17 protein-coding genes are annotated in these 15,155 nt (G+C 62.9%); 12 read left to right on the top strand and 5 right to left on the bottom strand.

The window, feature by feature from the left end; genetic code table 11:
• Positions 1–98 precede the first annotated feature (98 nt).
• On the top strand, positions 99–959 hold the full coding sequence (locus tag E2K99_RS21525) for a cytochrome c oxidase subunit 3 (RefSeq protein WP_034332705.1): 861 nt from the start codon (positions 99–101) through the stop codon (positions 957–959).
• 72 nt (positions 960–1,031) lie between these two features.
• Here the strand turns inward: E2K99_RS21525 and E2K99_RS21520 are convergent, their stop codons facing one another.
• Positions 1,032–1,232 (bottom strand): twin transmembrane helix small protein, encoded by a 201-nt coding sequence (locus E2K99_RS21520; protein ID WP_013236083.1) that lies wholly within the window; start codon positions 1,230–1,232, stop codon positions 1,032–1,034.
• 108 nt (positions 1,233–1,340) lie between these two features.
• Between E2K99_RS21520 and E2K99_RS21515 the strand changes: the two genes are divergently transcribed.
• From E2K99_RS21515 to E2K99_RS21495, 5 genes are read left to right on the top strand one after another with little or no spacing between them, the layout of a single operon-like run.
• A complete protein-coding gene (locus tag E2K99_RS21515) occupies positions 1,341–2,057 on the top strand; it encodes an SURF1 family protein (RefSeq protein WP_134223501.1) in 717 nt (238 codons plus the stop codon).
• Positions 2,044–2,676: an SCO family protein gene (locus tag E2K99_RS21510; RefSeq protein WP_039783812.1), complete on the top strand. Its 633-nt coding sequence runs from the start codon at positions 2,044–2,046 to the stop codon at positions 2,674–2,676. The genes E2K99_RS21515 and E2K99_RS21510 overlap by 14 nt, the downstream gene beginning before the upstream one ends.
• Positions 2,677–2,720: 44 nt before the next feature.
• A complete protein-coding gene (locus tag E2K99_RS21505; RefSeq protein WP_134223500.1) occupies positions 2,721–3,857 on the top strand; it encodes a COX15/CtaA family protein in 1,137 nt (378 codons plus the stop codon).
• Positions 3,854–4,747, top strand: coding sequence for a heme o synthase (cyoE, locus tag E2K99_RS21500; protein ID WP_134223499.1), 894 nt, complete (start codon positions 3,854–3,856; stop codon positions 4,745–4,747). The genes E2K99_RS21505 and cyoE overlap by 4 nt, the downstream gene beginning before the upstream one ends.
• 12 nt (positions 4,748–4,759) lie before the next feature.
• The gene (locus tag E2K99_RS21495) at positions 4,760–5,350 is read left to right on the top strand and encodes an SCO family protein (RefSeq protein ID WP_034332698.1); all 591 of its coding nucleotides are present in this window, start codon (positions 4,760–4,762) and stop codon (positions 5,348–5,350) included.
• 88 nt (positions 5,351–5,438) lie between these two features.
• On the opposite strand, the gene rpoH is transcribed toward E2K99_RS21495, so the two are convergent.
• The 4 genes from rpoH to ftsY form a co-directional block, all read right to left on the bottom strand.
• Positions 5,439–6,338: an RNA polymerase sigma factor RpoH gene (gene rpoH, locus E2K99_RS21490; protein ID WP_134223498.1), complete on the bottom strand. Its 900-nt coding sequence runs from the start codon at positions 6,336–6,338 to the stop codon at positions 5,439–5,441.
• A 560-nt stretch (positions 6,339–6,898) separates the two neighbouring features.
• Positions 6,899–7,822 (bottom strand): permease-like cell division protein FtsX, encoded by a 924-nt coding sequence (gene ftsX / locus E2K99_RS21485; RefSeq protein WP_134223497.1) that lies wholly within the window; start codon positions 7,820–7,822, stop codon positions 6,899–6,901.
• Positions 7,819–8,511: a cell division ATP-binding protein FtsE gene (locus E2K99_RS21480; RefSeq protein WP_121040482.1), complete on the bottom strand. Its 693-nt coding sequence runs from the start codon at positions 8,509–8,511 to the stop codon at positions 7,819–7,821. Before E2K99_RS21480 ends, ftsX begins: the two co-directional genes overlap by 4 nt.
• Positions 8,512–8,515: 4 nt before the next feature.
• Positions 8,516–9,736 carry a signal recognition particle-docking protein FtsY gene (ftsY, locus tag E2K99_RS21475; RefSeq protein WP_121040480.1) on the bottom strand — a complete coding sequence of 407 codons (1,221 nt, stop codon included), beginning with the start codon at positions 9,734–9,736 and terminating at the stop codon, positions 8,516–8,518.
• A gap of 169 nt (positions 9,737–9,905) precedes the next feature.
• Here ftsY and E2K99_RS21470 point away from each other — a divergent pair, with 169 nt between their 5' ends.
• The 6 genes from E2K99_RS21470 (at position 9,906) to E2K99_RS21445 (ending at position 15,045) form a co-directional block, all read left to right on the top strand.
• Positions 9,906–11,285: a M16 family metallopeptidase gene (locus tag E2K99_RS21470; protein ID WP_121040478.1), complete on the top strand. Its 1,380-nt coding sequence runs from the start codon at positions 9,906–9,908 to the stop codon at positions 11,283–11,285.
• A gap of 136 nt (positions 11,286–11,421) precedes the next feature.
• Complete coding sequence (locus tag E2K99_RS21465; protein WP_121040476.1) at positions 11,422–12,081, top strand: ParA family protein; 660 nt, start codon at positions 11,422–11,424, stop codon at positions 12,079–12,081.
• Positions 12,082–12,118: 37 nt separating this feature from the next.
• The gene (locus E2K99_RS21460; protein ID WP_134223496.1) at positions 12,119–13,441 is read left to right on the top strand and encodes a M16 family metallopeptidase; all 1,323 of its coding nucleotides are present in this window, start codon (positions 12,119–12,121) and stop codon (positions 13,439–13,441) included.
• An 80-nt stretch (positions 13,442–13,521) separates the two neighbouring features.
• Positions 13,522–14,193 (top strand): 16S rRNA (guanine(966)-N(2))-methyltransferase RsmD, encoded by a 672-nt coding sequence (gene rsmD / locus E2K99_RS21455; RefSeq protein ID WP_134223495.1) that lies wholly within the window; start codon positions 13,522–13,524, stop codon positions 14,191–14,193.
• Positions 14,194–14,229: 36 nt separating this feature from the next.
• The gene (gene coaD / locus E2K99_RS21450; protein ID WP_006461533.1) at positions 14,230–14,712 is read left to right on the top strand and encodes a pantetheine-phosphate adenylyltransferase; all 483 of its coding nucleotides are present in this window, start codon (positions 14,230–14,232) and stop codon (positions 14,710–14,712) included.
• Between the two features lie 72 nt (positions 14,713–14,784).
• The gene (locus E2K99_RS21445; RefSeq protein ID WP_034330680.1) at positions 14,785–15,045 is read left to right on the top strand and encodes a YfhL family 4Fe-4S dicluster ferredoxin; all 261 of its coding nucleotides are present in this window, start codon (positions 14,785–14,787) and stop codon (positions 15,043–15,045) included.
• Positions 15,046–15,155: the final 110 nt, after the last annotated feature.

Raw genomic sequence — 15,155 nt, 5'->3', positions numbered from 1 at the left:
TAAACCCTGTATCGCAAGAGCATTCAACGCAGCTTAATGCCCAAGTTTGCTGCTCTTGCCCAGGCCAGGACAATCGGATTTCGTACCGGGAGAAGAACATGAGTTCTCAACAAGCCAAGGCACCCCATTATTTCGTTCCAGGCCCGTCGCGCTGGCCGATGATGGCGGGCATTTCCATGCTCATCACCATGATCGGGGCCTCGGCCTGGGTCAATGGCGTCTCGTGGGCGCCTTACGTCAACATCCTCGGCATCCTGATGGTGCTGGTGGTGCTGTACTACTGGTTCGGGGATGCGATCCGCGAATCGGAGTCGGGCCTCTACAGCGAGCGCATCGACCTGTCCTATCGCTGGAGCATGAGCTGGTTCATCTTCTCGGAGGTGATGTTCTTCGCGGCCTTCTTCGGTGCGCTGTTCTATGCGCGCAGCATCACCATGCCGTGGCTGGCCGATCTGGACCACAAGGTGATCTGGCCCGACTTCACCGGACAATGGGGCAATGTCGGCCCGGCCGGCACGGTGGAGAATTTCACCACCATGGGTCCGTTCCCGATCCCGACCATCAACACCTTGCTGCTGCTGACCTCGGGCGTGACGCTGACCATCTCGCACCACGCCATGCGCGCCGGCCATCGCGCGCAGACGGCCGTGTGGCTGTTCCTGACCATCCTGCTGGGCGCGGTCTTCATGGGCTTCCAGGCGTATGAATACATCCACGCCTACAGCGAGCTCAACCTCAAGCTCACCTCCGGCATCTACGGCTCGACCTTCTTCATGCTGACCGGCTTCCACGGCTTCCACGTGACCATGGGCGCGATCATGTTGTCGGTGGTGCTCTATCGCGTGCTGCGCGGGCACTTCACGCCCACGCATCACTTCGCCTTCGAAGGCGCGGCGTGGTACTGGCACTTCGTGGACGTGGTGTGGCTGGGCCTGTATGTGGTGGTGTACTGGCTGTAAGGCGGGCACCGTCTGCGCAATGACAAAGCCGCACTTCGGTGCGGCTTTTTTGTGGGGTGCGTGCGGATGACATCAGCGGATGCCGGTCGGCTGTATCCAGCCCAGCTTGTAGCTCAGCAGGATGAAGAGGAACAGCGCCACCGAGAAGCCGACCCGCAGTGTCAGCGCCTGGACCGTGCGATTGCTCTTGCCCTTGTCGCGCATCAGGAAGATCAATGCCGAGGCCAGGCTGGCCAGGATCAGGATGAAGGCGATGGCGACGACGATTTTCATGAGGATGGAACCCTGTCTCCGAAGGCGTGCATGCGGTATGCTGCGACGCTGATGTGCAAGATTTTTTCTTGTCCTGTGTGCGCTTCATTGTAAGGCCAAACTTCATCGATGCCGACCCGATTCGTTTTTCGCCTCATCCCGTTTTGCGCCACGCTGGTCGTGGCCGCCGCCGGTATTGCGCTGGGCCAGTGGCAGACGCATCGCGCCGAAGAGAAGCTGGCCTTGCAGCAGCGCATGCAGGCGCGGGGCAGCGAGGCTCCTCTGAGTGCGCTGCCGGTTGATGCGAGCGATGCGGAGTTTCGACAGATCCGCCTGCGCGGCCACTATCTTCCGCAGTGGACGCTGTTTCTGGAGAACCGCCCCTACAACGGCGTAGTCGGTTTCCATGTCCTCACGCTGTTCCAGCCCGAGGGCAGTGGACCGGCCGTGGTCGTGGCTCGCGGCTGGGCTCCGCGCGATGCTACCGATCGCACGCGCGTGCCTCAGGTGCCGCCGCCACCGGGCGTTACCGAGGTGGAAGGCATCCTGCGCCGCGACGCCGGACATGTGCTGCAACTGGGGACGGCCGATGCGCCGCGTCCGCAAGCCATCCTGCAGAATCTCGATGTGCCGGCACTGGCCAAGGCCAGCGGTGTAACGCTGGCACCGCTGGTGATCGAGCAGAGCGGGGCGGCGGGCGATACCTTGGTGCGTGACTGGCCCGCTCCGTCATTGGGTATCGATCGTCATCGCGGCTATGCCGTGCAGTGGTATGCACTGGCGGGCATGGCTCTTCTTTTTTTCATCGTGACAGGATTCAAACGTGGTCGTCATGACAAAGCCTGAAGCTCCACAATCCGCGCAAGCCGCATCCGTCGACGAGGCGCGCCGCCGCCGCATCGGCCGCTGGAAGATGCTGGCGGTGGTGGCCGTGTGTGCCGCACCGCTCATCGCTTCCTACCTCACCTATTACGTGATCAAGCCGCAGAGCCGCAACAACTATGGCGCGCTGATCGATCCGCGCCAGTATCCGATTCCGGATCTCGGCAGCAGTGCCATCGATGGCGGTCCGGCCAAGCTGCAGGATTACAAGGGCAAGTGGGTGATGCTGCAGGTCGATCGCGGCGACTGCGGCGAACCCTGCCAGAAGAAACTGCTGACCATGCGCCAGCTGCGGCTGATGCAAGGCAAGGAAATGGAGCGCATCGAGCGCGTGTGGCTGGTGACGGATCGCGCACCGATTGCGACCTTGCTCCTGCGCGAATTCGACGGAACCGATATCCTTCGGGTTGACGCTGGCAAATTGCAGTCCTGGTTGCCGGCCGATGCCGGCACCTCGGCCGAAGACCACATCTACCTGATCGACCCGCTGGGCAACCTGATGATGCGCTTCCCCAAGGACCCCGATCCCGGCAAGATGAAGAAGGACATTTCCAAATTGCTGCGCGCTTCCTCCATCGGCTGATGCGGATGGATTCCCTGCGCGCAGTGACGCACGTTTGACTCAAGATGAATGCAACGACGCTGATACAACTGGGCCTGACCGGGCTCGTGGTGGCCCTGATTCCGCTGGCGCTGGTGTGGCGCGCACAGGGCGTGGCCAACAAATACCGCAAACTGGTGTGGGTGACGCTGTTCTTTACCTTCGACCTGATCATGTTCGGGGCCTTCACGCGCCTGACCGATTCGGGCCTCGGCTGTCCGGACTGGCCGGGCTGCTACAGCCATGCCAATCCGCTGCTGGCGCATGAGCACATCAATGCCGCGCAGGAAGCCATGCCGTTTGGTCCGGTGACCTGGGCCAAGGCCTGGATCGAAATGATCCACCGCTATTTCGCCATGGCCGTGGGCTTCCTCATCATCGTGCTGATGGTCGCCGCCTGGCGGCGCTGGATCAAGTCGGGCAAGACCGAACTGCAGTTCCGTCCCTGGTTCCCGACGGCACTGCTGGGCTTCGTCTGCCTGCAGGGCGCCTTCGGTGCCTGGACCGTGACCATGAAGCTGCAGCCCATCATCGTCACCATCCACCTGCTGCTGGGCCTGACGCTGTTGGCGATGCTGGCCTGGCTGGGGGCGCGGCAGGAGCAGCATGTGCCGGTCTCGCCCGCAGGCCGCGCGCTGATCGCGCCGGCCACCATCGGCGCGGCCTTGCTGGGCTTGCAGATCGCGCTGGGTGGCTGGGTCAGCACCAATTACGCGGCGCTGGCCTGTTCCGATTTCCCGCTGTGCAATGGCCAGCTGGTGCCGGAGATGGACTTCGAACATGGCTTCACGCTCTGGCGGCATCTTGGCATGACCTCCTCGGGCGACTACCTGCCGGTGGAAGCGCTGACCGCGATCCACTGGGTGCATCGCAGTTTTGCCTTTGTCGTCATCTTGTATGTTGTATGGCTGGCACACCGCGCACTGCGTGATGAAGGCTTGCGCAAGACCGCCCGCTGGATGCTGACGGTGCTGGGTTTGCAGCTCTGTACTGGTCTGGCGACCATCTATCTGAACTGGCCGCTGGCCATTGCGGTGATCCACAACGGCGGCGCGGCGCTGCTGGTCATCCTGATGGTCATGTTAAACTACAAGGTCCGTTACGCACCCTCCGGCCTGGCCGCCGCTGCTCCACCAGCATCCGCCCGGCCCGTCACGCCATGACCACATTGACCGCCCAACCCAACCGCATCGCCCAGTACTGGGCACTGACCAAGCCGCGCGTGACGCAGCTGGCAGTGTTCTGTGCCGTGATCGGCATGTTCCTTTCCACGCCCGACCTGCCGGACTGGCACAAGGTCATCTTCGGCACGCTGGGCATCTGGCTGCTGGCCGGCGCGGCCTTCGCCATCAATTGCCTGGTCGAGCGGGAGATCGATTCGCGCATGGCCCGCACCGCCCGCCGTCCGATGGCGCGCGGCGAAATCACGGTAGGCCAGACGCTGGTGTTCTCGGGCGTGCTGGGTGGCCTGGGCATGTGGGTGCTGTACAACCTGGTCAATCCGCTGACCATGTGGCTGACCTTCGCTACCTTCGTCGGCTACGCCATCATCTACACCATCATCCTGAAACCGGCGACCTCGCAGAACATCGTCATCGGCGGCCTGGCCGGCGCCATGCCGCCCGCGCTGGGCTGGGCGGCCATGGCCAATGACGTGCCGATGCAGGCCTGGGTGCTGGTGATGATCATCTTCATCTGGACCCCGCCGCATTTCTGGGCGCTGGCCATGTACCGCCGCGACGACTACGCCAAGTCCGGCCTGCCGATGCTGCCCATCACGCATGGCATGGATGTCACCAAACTGCACATCCTGATGTACACCATTGCACTGCTGGCGGTGAGCATGCTGCCCTTCGCCATCGGCATGAGCGGCCTGATCTACCTGGGTACGGCCATCGTACTGGGGGCGATTTTCTTCTGGTATTCGTGGCAGATCTATCGCCACTACACCGACCTGATCGCGCGCAAGGCCTTTGCTTATTCGATCGTCTACCTGTCCATCCTGTTTGCGGTGCTGCTGGTGGACCATTATTTCCTGTTCCGCAGTTTCTGATTCCCTGAACGCATGAAACGATTCCTCTCGGCGCTGCTGCTGGCTGGCTGCGCAACGCTGCTGGCGGCCTGCGGGCCGTCCAAGCCTGAACTGAAGTTCAACAATACCGATGTCACCGGGCTGGATTACGCGAAGGACTTCGCACTGACCGACCACACCGGCAAGCCGCGCACTCTGGCCGATTTCAAGGGCAAGGTGGTGGTGATGTTCTTCGGCTATACCCAGTGCCCGGACGTGTGCCCGACCACCATGGTCGAGATGTCCAACGTCATGAAGGAACTGGGACCGGACGCCGACCGCGTGCAGGTGCTCTTCGTGACCGTCGATCCGGAGCGCGATACCCAGGAAGTGCTGGCGCAATACGTGCCGGCCTTCGACAAGCGTTTCCTTGGCTTGCGCGGCGACCTGCAGCAGACCGAGAAGGTGGCCAAGGAATTCAAGGTGTTCTACCAGAAGGTGCCGGGCAAGCAGCCGGGCAGCTATACGATGGATCACACGGCGGGCAGCTACGTATTCGATCCGCAGGGACACATCCGCCTGTTCGTCAAGCACGGACAAGGGCCGCAGACGCTGGCGCATGACATCAAGTTGCTGCTGTCGTGATGGCTTGAAACGATATAAATCGTTTGGATAAAAAGAAAGGCACCCGAGGGTGCCTTTTTCATTGCTGCTGATCTGAATGAAATCCGGATCAGGAATAAGCCTGCAGCGAGGTCTTCATCTTCTTCAGCGCAACCGCTTCGATCTGGCGGATACGCTCGGCCGACACGCCGAACTCGTCAGCCAGTTCATGCAGGGTCGCACCCGAGCCGTCGTCATTGGCCAGCCAGCGGGCTTCGACGATGCGGCGCGAACGGTCATCCAGCTTGGACAGGGCCGCTTCCAGGCCTTCGGACTGCAGGCGGTCGTATTGCTTGGCTTCGATCACGCGGGTCGGTTCCGAATTGTCGGAGGACAGGTAGGCGATGGGTGCGAACTTGTCATCTTCATCATCGGTGGGCGACTCCAGGGCGATGTCGCGACCGGACAGACGGGTTTCCATCTCGATCACTTCTTCGCGCTTGACGTCCAGGGTCTTGGCCAGGGCCTCGACCTGGGCCGGCGTCATCGCGTCCAGGCCTTCCTTGTGGCTGCGCAGGTTGAAGAACAGCTTGCGCTGGGCCTTGGTGGTCGCGACCTTCACGAGACGCCAGTTCTTCAGGATGTACTCGTGGATCTCGGCCTTGATCCAGTGCATGGCATAAGACACCAGACGCACGTTCTGGGCCGGGTCGAAGCGCTTGACGGCCTTCATCAGGCCGATATTGCCTTCCTGGATCAGGTCGGCGTGCGGCAGGCCGTAGCCGAGATAGCCACGGGCAATCGACACCACCAGGCGCAGGTGCGACAGCACCATCTTCTGAGCGGCGCCCAGGTCGTTCTTTTCACGCAGGTCGCGCGCCAGCTTGACCTCTTCTTCGTGGGTCAGCATGGGCAGGCGGTTCACTGCCGAGATATACGCGTCGATATTGCCCAGGCTGCCGGAAAAACCCAGCGCGAGTGCATTGGACTCGGCAGGCATGAGTGCAGTGTGTGCAGACGCAGTTTTCATGGATTCTCCTTGGTTCCTTTGCGGAAACAGTATGAAACGGTAGGAAGCGGATGCTTCGGTTGCCGGGGGCAATGTTGCCAACTTCCCCGGCACGGCCAACGTGGCCAGACGCTGTTTGGTGCAGTGCTCCGATAAAACTGGAGCAATTCAATAAGGTATTCTAGCACTCGTCACCCAAGAGTGCTAATTGCATGATGGTGCGGTGTTGATAGCCAAGAACTATTGCTGTTCAGCTAATCATTGCATTACTTCCCCTTCATATTAGTCGCCTTTGGGCGACAAAAGTTGCGATTGGGGTCAAAAGGGGGCCAGAAACTTGTAACACTTTTTTGCAGCGCGCCAAGTGAGGGGCAAGGCGCAGGAAATGGCCATCCCGCATTGGGAAGCTTCGGTGCTGGGGGGGTGGTAAACCGGTCAAATGAACTTGGCTTCAAGTAGAAGACGATCTGACGCCGCTCTTATTGTATGGGCAGCAGGATCAGGTGAATGTTCCTGTCAAAAAAGGAAAGCCCGCATGAGCGGGCTTTCTGGCTTGGCGAACCGGATGGCTGAGCTGGCGCTCAAGCCTTCCTGGCCAACTGCCTGCGCACCGAGAGCATCGCCCCGAACAAGCCCAACAAGCCGCTGATGGCCAGCAGCAGGCCGATGGCCATGGGGCTGGGCAGGGCCAGCTGGAATTCCGAGGCATACAGGTGGGCGAAATCCAGGATGGCTTCATTGAGCGGCTGCTGCGCCACCACCACCAGCCCCAGCGCCACCGCGCCCGCACACAGGCCCAGCAGCGCGCCGGTGTAGTAGAACGGACGATAGATGAAGGAATTGGTCGCCCCGAACAGGCGCGAGACCTCGATTTCGTCGCGCTGCGTCATCACCTGCAGGCGAATCGTGTTGAAGACGACCGCCACCACCACCGCCCCCAGCGTGATCCCCAGGAACAGCAGCACCAGTCGCAGGATGCGCAGCAGCGCCGCCAGGCGCTTGACCCATTCGGAATCGATCTGCACCGTATCCACGCCCGGCTGCTTCTTGAGCTGCTGGGCGATGTCGTCCACCCGGCTGGCATTCATGGCGTTCTCGAAGCCGGGCAGGCGCACCACGTAGCTGTCCGGCAGCGGATTGCTGCCCAGCGTGGCGAGCACATCGGCCAGGCCGGTCTTGCTCTTCATCGCATCGAAGGCCTTCTCGCGCGGGATGAACTCGACCTTGCCATTGGTGTTGCTGTCCTTCAACACCTGGCTGATGGTCTTGCCCACGGCCTGCGCGGCCTCGCGGCTGGCATCGGGTTTCATGAAGATGCTGATCTCCGGCTCCACCGACATCTGCTCCGAGATCGGGCGCACGTTTTCCAGCGCCGAGAGGCCGGCAAAGGGCAGCGCCAGCGCAATCGAGACCACCAGCACGTTCAACAGGAAATTGCCCGGCGAGCGCAGCAGGTGGCGCAGGGCGTCCGCAATGGCGGCGAAATGCTGTCGGAGCCAGTTCATGGCGACACCTCCACGGGATTGGCCACGCCGTTGTGCCAGCCATCGACAATGCGGCCACGGTCCAGGTAGATGATGCGGTCGGCACCGGTGAGGAAATTTTCGTCGTGGGTCGAGATCAGGCAGGTCACGCCCACGCCGTGGAAGGATTTCAGTGCCGCCAGCACCTTGTTGGCATTGGCCCGGTCCAGATTGGCCGTCGGCTCGTCAGCCAGAATGATCTGCGGACGGTTGACGATGGCGCGTGCAATGGCCACGCGCTGCTGCTCACCGCCGGACAGTTCCAGCGGCTCGCACATGGCCTTCTCCAGCAGGTCGACCTTGTCGAGCGCGGCGCGGGCGCGCTTTTCCGCATCCGGGCGGGAAGAGCCGGTCACGATCAGCGGCAGCATCACGTTGGCCAGCAGATTGCGGTCCAGCAACAGCTTCTGCTGCTGGAAGATCAGCCCCAGGTTGCGCCGCAGGTAGGGCAGGCCGGAAGGTTTCAAGCCTGCGATGTCGGTGCCGCTGACGGTGAGCTTGCCCGAAGTGGGCCGCTCGATCGCCGCGATCATCTTCAGCAGCGTGGACTTGCCGGCACCGGAAGGGCCGGCCAAAAAGATCAATTCGCCCTTCTTCACCGACAACGTAATGTCGCGCAGGGCATAGACCTCGCGCGCGTATTGCTTGGAAACCCGGGTAAATTCAATCATCGGTTCAACTCAGGAGGGCATCGACGAATTCGGTGGCATTGAACGGCTGCAGGTCTTCGATCTTCTCGCCCACGCCGATGAAGTACAGCGGCACCGGGCGGGTCTTGGCGATGGCGGCCAGGATGCCGCCCTTGGCGGTGCCATCCAGCTTGGTCACCACCAGGCCGGTCAGCCCCAGCGCATCATCGAAGGCCTTGACCTGGGCCAGCGCATTCTGGCCGGTGTTGCCGTCGATGACCAGCAGCACTTCATGCGGTGCCGAGTTCATCGCCTTGGCAATGACCCGCTTGATCTTCTTGAGTTCATCCATCAGGTGCAATTGCGTCGGCAGGCGGCCGGCGGTATCGACCATCACCACATGGGTGCCGCGCGCCTGCGCCGAATGCACCGAGTCATACGCCACGGCGGCCGGATCGCCGGATTCCTGCGCGATCACCTGGACGTTGTTGCGCTCGCCCCAGACCGCCAGCTGCTCGCGGGCCGCAGCGCGGAAGGTGTCGCCGGCGGCCAGCAGCACCGACTGGCCGTGCGCCTGCAGATGCAGGGCCAGCTTGCCGATGGTGGTGGTCTTGCCGGCACCGTTGACGCCGGCAATCATCATCACCAGCGGCTTGTCGCGGCCCAGCACCAGCGGGCGCTGCAGCGGCTGCAGCAGGTCGATCAGCAGGGTGCGCAGGGCGGTGCGCACCTGGGCGGCTTCGGTCAGGCGCTCGTTTTTGACTTTTTTCTTCAGTTCGGCCAGCAGCCACTGGGTGGCTTCCACGCCGGCGTCCGATACCAGCAGGGCCGATTCCAGTTCCTCGTACAAGTCTTCATCGATGCGCGCACCCACGAACAGCGTGGTCAGGTTGCTCGAGGTCTTGGACAGCCCGGCCTTCAGGCGCGACAGCCACGAGCGCTTGACCTCTGGGGCCGGTTCCGGCGCGGCGACGATCTCGACTTCTTCGGCGGACTCTTCGATGGCGGCCACCGGCTCCGGGGGGGCGGCCGGGGCAGTCAAGGGTTGGGGCACAGGCTCCGGGTCAGCGATCGGCGTCGGGGCTGGCGGTGCTACCGGTGCAGGCGCGGCAACTGGTGGCTGAACCGCAGCGGGAGCGGCAGGAGCAGGAGCAACGGATTCAGTCGGGGGCGGAACCACCGGGGCCGGCTGGGCTGCCGGTTCGGCCTGGGGCGGCAGCGCGGGTTGCGCTTCCGGTTTGGGTTTTCTTTTGAAAAAACTGAACATCGGATGGCGGATAGGCTGGATGGTAGCTGCGGCCGGGGCGGGGGAGGGCGGGACGGCAGGCGCGTGGCTGCCCTGACAACCGCAGTGGACAGGTTACAATTGCCCTTCCACAAGACCCGCGCATGGCCGCCAGGGTCAATGAATCCTGCATTTTATCAGAGCACAGCCCATGAAATCGAAGATCAGAGCCCTCCTGGCCACCGCCCTGCTGAGCCTCCTGGCCGCTACGGCGGCGCAGGTGCGGGCCGAGCCGGCGCGCGAATTCGTGCTGGCCAACGGCATGAAAGTGGTCGTCAAGGAAGACCGGCGCGCCCCCACGGCGGTGCAGATGGTCTGGTACAAGGTCGGCAGCATCGATGAACTCAACGGCACCACCGGGGTATCGCACGCGCTGGAACACATGATGTTCAAGGGCACCAAGAACCACAAGGTCGGCGAATTCAGCCGCCTGGTGGCCGAGCTGGGCGGGCAGGAAAATGCCTTCACCGCCAATGACTTCACCGCCTACTTCCAGCAGATCGAAAAGAGCCATCTGGAAAAGGTGATGGCGCTCGAAGCCGACCGCATGGCCAACCTGCAATTCGATGCCAAGGAATTCGCCAAGGAAATCCGCGTCATCATGGAAGAGCGCCGCTGGCGCACCGACGACCAGCCCATGGGCCTGCTGAATGAAGCCCTGAACGCCGCCGCCTGGACCGCCCACCCCTATCACCATCCCGTGGTCGGCTGGATGGACGACCTGCAGCACATGACGGTGCAGGACATCGCCGGCTGGTATCGCCAGTGGTACGCCCCCAACAACGCCACCCTGGTGGTGGCCGGGGATGTCGATGCCCAGCGCGTGCTGGCGCTGGCCAAAAAATATTTCGGCAAGATCCCGTCCCACCCCGTGCCTCAGGGCAAGCCGCAGAACGAGCCCGAGCAGTTGGGCTTGCGCCGCGTCACCGTCAAGGCACCGGCTGAAAATCCTTATGTCGTGATGGCCTGGAAGGTGCCCGCCCTGCGCAATGTGGAAGCCGATCAGGAAGCCTATGCCCTCGACGTGCTCTCCGCCGTGCTGGATGGCTATGACAATGCCCGCCTGACGGCCAACCTGATCCGCACCGCCAGCCAGGCCACTGCCGTCGGTGCCAGCTACAGCGGTGTAGCACGCGGCCCGGTGCTGTTCACGCTGGAAGGCAGCCCGGCCAACGGCGTTTCCACCGAACAGCTGGAAGGCCTGCTGCGCGCCGAAGTGCAGCGCATCGCCAGCGAAGGCGTCTCCGAGCAGGAACTGCAGCGCGTCAAGACGCAACTGATCGCCTCGCAGGTCTACAAGCGCGATTCCGTTTTCGGCCAGGCCATGGAGATCGGCATGATGGAAACCACCGGCCTGGGCCAGAAGAACATCGACCGCATCATCGACCGCCTGAAAAGCGTGACCGCCGCCCAGGTGCAGGCGGTGGCCCAGAAATACTTCAAGGACGATACGCTCACGGTCGCCACGCTGGTCCCGCTGCCGCTGAACGGCAAGAAGCCCGCCGCGCCGCCGCCCGGCCTGTTGCATTGAGGATTGACGTTTTTTGCACCATTAAGCCAGGATGAATGCTGTATCGAACGGCATTAACGCCGGCTTAATGGGATGTCCCAGTCGCTGAGTTCTTCCTTTCCTGATCGATCGGCTTCTGTTCTTTACGGAGAAAACCATGCCCGTCATCGTCGTCGCCAACCCCAAGGGAGGCGTAGGCAAGACCACCCTGGCCACCAACCTGGCCGGTTATTTCGCAAGCCTCGGCCATGCCGTCATGCTGGGCGACATCGACCGCCAGCAGTCTTCGCGCGCCTGGCTGTCGATCCGTCCGGAACAGGCGCGCCCCATCAGCACCTGGGACATCAACGAGGACTACGTCGCCAAGCCCCCCAAGGGCAGCACTCACGTGGTGCTGGACACGCCCGCCGGGCTGCATGGCTGGCGTCTCAACGATACCCTCAAGCTGGCCGACAAGATCCTGGTGCCGCTGCAGCCCTCGATCTTCGACATCCTGGCCACCCAGGATTTCCTGCGCCGCCTGGCCAATGAAAAGGCGGTACGCGATGGCGAGATCGATGTCGGCATCGTCGGCATGCGGGTTGATGCCCGCACCCGCTCGGCCGAGCAGCTGCAGCGCTTCATCGAGGGCCTGAAGCTGCCGGTGCTGGGCCATCTGCGCGATACCCAGAACTACGTGCAACTGGCCGCGCACGGCCTGACCCTGTGGGATATCGCGCCCTCGCGCGTGCAGCGCGATCTCGACCAGTGGCAGCCCATCCTGCAGTGGCTGGGCGGACAGCCCGCCGCTGCACCTGAACCTGAACAGAACGCCTGACATCACGCTTGCCTCGTCGCTTTCGATTTCCGTTTCCATGAAAAAAATTCTTCCTCTCCTGCTGCTCCCGCTGGCCTTCCTCTGCAGCGCTCCCGCTTCGGCGGCCCTGGCCATCCAGTCCTGGACCCAGCCCGATGGCGCGCGCGTGCTGTTCGTGGCCAATCACTCCATTCCCATGCTGGATGTGAGCGTGCAGTTCGATGCCGGCCAGCGCCGTGATCCCGCCGCCAAGGCCGGCCTGGCCGAGCTGACCGTGGCCAGCCTCACGCGCGGCGTGGAGGCCGCCAACGGCGCCCCGGCGCTGACCGAAGCCCAGATCCTCGACGGCTTTGCCGATGTGGCCGCCCAGCAGAATGGCGGGGCCGGGCAGGACCGCGCCGGCGTGAGCCTGCGCAGCCTGTCCTCGCCCGCCGAGCGCGATGCCGCGCTGGGTTTGCTGGGCCGCATGCTGGCCCATCCGGCCTTCCCGCAGGCGGGCCTGGAGCGTGACCGTGCGCTGGCCATCGCCAATCTGAAGGAAGAACTGACCAAGCCCGAAACCATCGCCGAGAAGGCCTTCATGGAAGCCGCCTACGGCAGCCATCCCTATGCCGTCGATGCCAGCGAAGCCAGCCTGCAGGCCATCACCCGTGAGGACCTGCTGGCCTTCCATCGCGCCCACTACGTGGCCAACCGCGCCGTGATTGCCCTGATCGGCGACATCACCGAAGCGCAGGCGCGCAGCATCGCCAGCGCCCTCACGCGTGAACTGCCGCAGGGCAGCGCCTTGCCGGCCCTGCCGCAAGTGGCTGCGCCCAAGGGCGTGGAGCGCCGCATCGCCCATCCGGCTTCGCAATCGCACATCCTCATCGGTGCCCCGGCCATCCAGCGCGGCGACAATGATTTCTTCGCACTCACGGTGGGCAACTACGTGCTGGGCGGCGGCGGTTTCGTCTCGCGCCTGACCGATGAAGTGCGCGAGAAGCGCGGTCTCAGCTACAGCGTCTACAGTTATTTCTCGCCGCTGGCGCAGCCGGGTCCGTTCCAGATCGGCCTGCAGACCAAGAAGGAGCAGACCGCCGAAGCCCTGCGCGTGACCCGCGCCACGCTGGACAAATTCCTGCAGGAAGTCCCGACCGCCGCCGAACTGAAGGCCGCCAAGGACAACCTCGCCGGTGGCTTCGCGCTGCGCATCGACAGCAATGCCAAGCTGCTGGAGAACCTCTCGGTGATCGGCTTCTATGGCCTGCCGCTGGATTACCTGGACCACTGGATCGAACGCATCCGCGCGGTGAGCGTGCAGGATGTGCGTGCGGCCTTCCGCAAGCATGTGCATCCGGAAGAATTGTCCACCGTCATCGTCGGTGAAGCCGCCGAGTAAATCATTTAGTTCATTTCGTTCGAGAATCACGGGATCCACCGAACCCGTCGACGGCCCCGCCGTCAGCAGCAAGGAAAGTCATGCGCAAGAGCAGTCTCCCCTCCCATGGCACGCCCTCCAAGGGCGGCAAGCCATCCCGGCCCGTCAACCGTGGCCCGCACCAGGTACGCATCATCGGCGGCCAGTGGAAGCGCACGCCGCTGCCGGTGCTGGACGCCGAAGGCCTGCGCCCCACGCCCGACCGCGTGCGCGAGACCGTCTTCAACTGGATCACCCATCTCATCGATGGCGCCTGGGAACAGGTGGCCTGCCTGGATCTGTTCGCCGGCTCCGGCGCCCTTGGTTTCGAAGCCGCCAGCCGCGGTGCGCGCCGTGTGGTGATGGTGGAAAACAGCAGCCCGGCCGTGCGCCAGCTGGAAGCCAACCGCGACAAGCTCAAGGCCGACAAGCTGGCCATCGTCCGTGGCGATGCCCTGGCCGCCGTGCAGAGCGCGGCCCAGCGCGAGCCCGGGGGCTACGGCCTGGTCTTCATCGATCCGCCCTATCACCAGGGCTGGCTGGAAAAAGTGTTGCCGGCGTGCATGCCTTTGCTCACGCCCTCCGGGCTGGTCTATGCCGAAGCCGAATACCCGCTCGATGGCGAGCAGGCTCCCGAATGGATGCAGGACTGGGAAGTGGTCCGCGCCGACAAGGCAGGCATGGTCTTCTATCATTTATTGCAACGCAAAAGCGGCACCCAAATTGAGGCATAATGCGCCTTCTGATTCAATAGCCGGAGAGGAGACACCATGGTCACAGCTGTATATCCGGGGACATTCGATCCGTTGACGCGCGGTCATGAGGACCTGGTCCGCCGCGCTTCCGGATTGTTCGACAAGCTGGTCGTGGGCGTAGCCGACAGCAAGAACAAGAAGCCCTTCTTTTCGCTCGAAGAGCGCCTGTCGATTGCCAACGAAGTGCTGGGGCATTATCCCAATGTGCAGGTGGAGAGCTTCTCGGGCCTCTTGAAGGATTTCGTGCGCCAGAACAATGCGCGCGTCATCGTGCGCGGCCTGCGCGCGGTCTCGGACTTCGAATACGAATTCCAGATGGCCGGGATGAACCGCTACCTGCTGCCGGACGTGGAAACGCTGTTCCTGACCCCGTCTGACCAGTACCAGTTCATCTCCGGCACCATCGTGCGCGAGATTGCGCAGCTGGGCGGCGATGTGTCCAAGTTCGTGTTCCCCTCGGTGGAGAAGTGGCTCAAGGAAAAGATCGCCAAGCAGTGATGCCGGCGATGCTCAGGATCCAGGCCCAGCAAAAGGTAGTGCAATGATGTTTCAAGCAAGCGAGGTGCGGCAATGGCACTGATGATTACCGACGATTGCATCAACTGCGACGTCTGCGAACCGGAATGCCCCAACGAGGCCATCTACATGGGGCCGCAGATCTATGAGATCGATCCGGACAAATGTACTGAATGCGTGGGCCATTTCGAGGAGCCGCAGTGCCAGCAGGTCTGCCCGGTGGCCTGTATCCCGTTCAATCCGGCCTGGCGCGAAAGCCGCGAGCAGTTGATGGACAAGTACGAACGCCTGCAGGCCGAGGCCAAGCGCAGCTGATGTTCCGGCTGCGGTCGTGCTGCAATTGAATGCCGTTCAGTGCTGCACTGAACGGCATTTTGATTTTGTTAATGCTCCTTGTGTGGAGCATTAAGCCTGGATTAATACCC

Origin of the sequence: Herbaspirillum huttiense (assembly GCF_004367745.1) — a bacterium.
In the GTDB taxonomy this organism is placed as follows: Bacteria; Pseudomonadota; Gammaproteobacteria; order Burkholderiales; family Burkholderiaceae_D; genus Herbaspirillum; species Herbaspirillum huttiense.
This window is presented reverse-complemented; position numbering and strand designations above follow the sequence as displayed.

Excerpts from the sequence above, each read along its gene's own strand:
- E2K99_RS21520 (WP_013236083.1), bottom strand. The coding sequence starts at position 1,232 with ATGAAAATCGTCGTCGCCATCGCCTTCATCCTGATCCTGGCCAGCCTG.
- E2K99_RS21515 (WP_134223501.1), top strand. The coding sequence starts at position 1,341 with ATGCCGACCCGATTCGTTTTTCGCCTCATCCCGTTTTGCGCCACGCTG.
- E2K99_RS21480 (WP_121040482.1), bottom strand. The coding sequence starts at position 8,511 with ATGATTGAATTTACCCGGGTTTCCAAGCAATACGCGCGCGAGGTCTAT.
- rpoH (WP_134223498.1), bottom strand. The coding sequence starts at position 6,338 with ATGAAAACTGCGTCTGCACACACTGCACTCATGCCTGCCGAGTCCAAT.
- E2K99_RS21510 (WP_039783812.1), top strand. The coding sequence starts at position 2,044 with ATGACAAAGCCTGAAGCTCCACAATCCGCGCAAGCCGCATCCGTCGAC.
- E2K99_RS21445 (WP_034330680.1), top strand. The coding sequence starts at position 14,785 with ATGGCACTGATGATTACCGACGATTGCATCAACTGCGACGTCTGCGAA.
- E2K99_RS21505 (WP_134223500.1), top strand. The coding sequence starts at position 2,721 with ATGAATGCAACGACGCTGATACAACTGGGCCTGACCGGGCTCGTGGTG.
- ftsY (WP_121040480.1), bottom strand. The coding sequence starts at position 9,736 with ATGTTCAGTTTTTTCAAAAGAAAACCCAAACCGGAAGCGCAACCCGCG.
- E2K99_RS21525 (WP_034332705.1), top strand. The coding sequence starts at position 99 with ATGAGTTCTCAACAAGCCAAGGCACCCCATTATTTCGTTCCAGGCCCG.
- ftsX (WP_134223497.1), bottom strand. The coding sequence starts at position 7,822 with ATGAACTGGCTCCGACAGCATTTCGCCGCCATTGCGGACGCCCTGCGC.
- cyoE (WP_134223499.1), top strand. The coding sequence starts at position 3,854 with ATGACCACATTGACCGCCCAACCCAACCGCATCGCCCAGTACTGGGCA.
- E2K99_RS21460 (WP_134223496.1), top strand. The coding sequence starts at position 12,119 with ATGAAAAAAATTCTTCCTCTCCTGCTGCTCCCGCTGGCCTTCCTCTGC.
- E2K99_RS21470 (WP_121040478.1), top strand. The coding sequence starts at position 9,906 with ATGAAATCGAAGATCAGAGCCCTCCTGGCCACCGCCCTGCTGAGCCTC.
- rsmD (WP_134223495.1), top strand. The coding sequence starts at position 13,522 with ATGCGCAAGAGCAGTCTCCCCTCCCATGGCACGCCCTCCAAGGGCGGC.
- E2K99_RS21495 (WP_034332698.1), top strand. The coding sequence starts at position 4,760 with ATGAAACGATTCCTCTCGGCGCTGCTGCTGGCTGGCTGCGCAACGCTG.
- E2K99_RS21465 (WP_121040476.1), top strand. The coding sequence starts at position 11,422 with ATGCCCGTCATCGTCGTCGCCAACCCCAAGGGAGGCGTAGGCAAGACC.
- coaD (WP_006461533.1), top strand. The coding sequence starts at position 14,230 with ATGGTCACAGCTGTATATCCGGGGACATTCGATCCGTTGACGCGCGGT.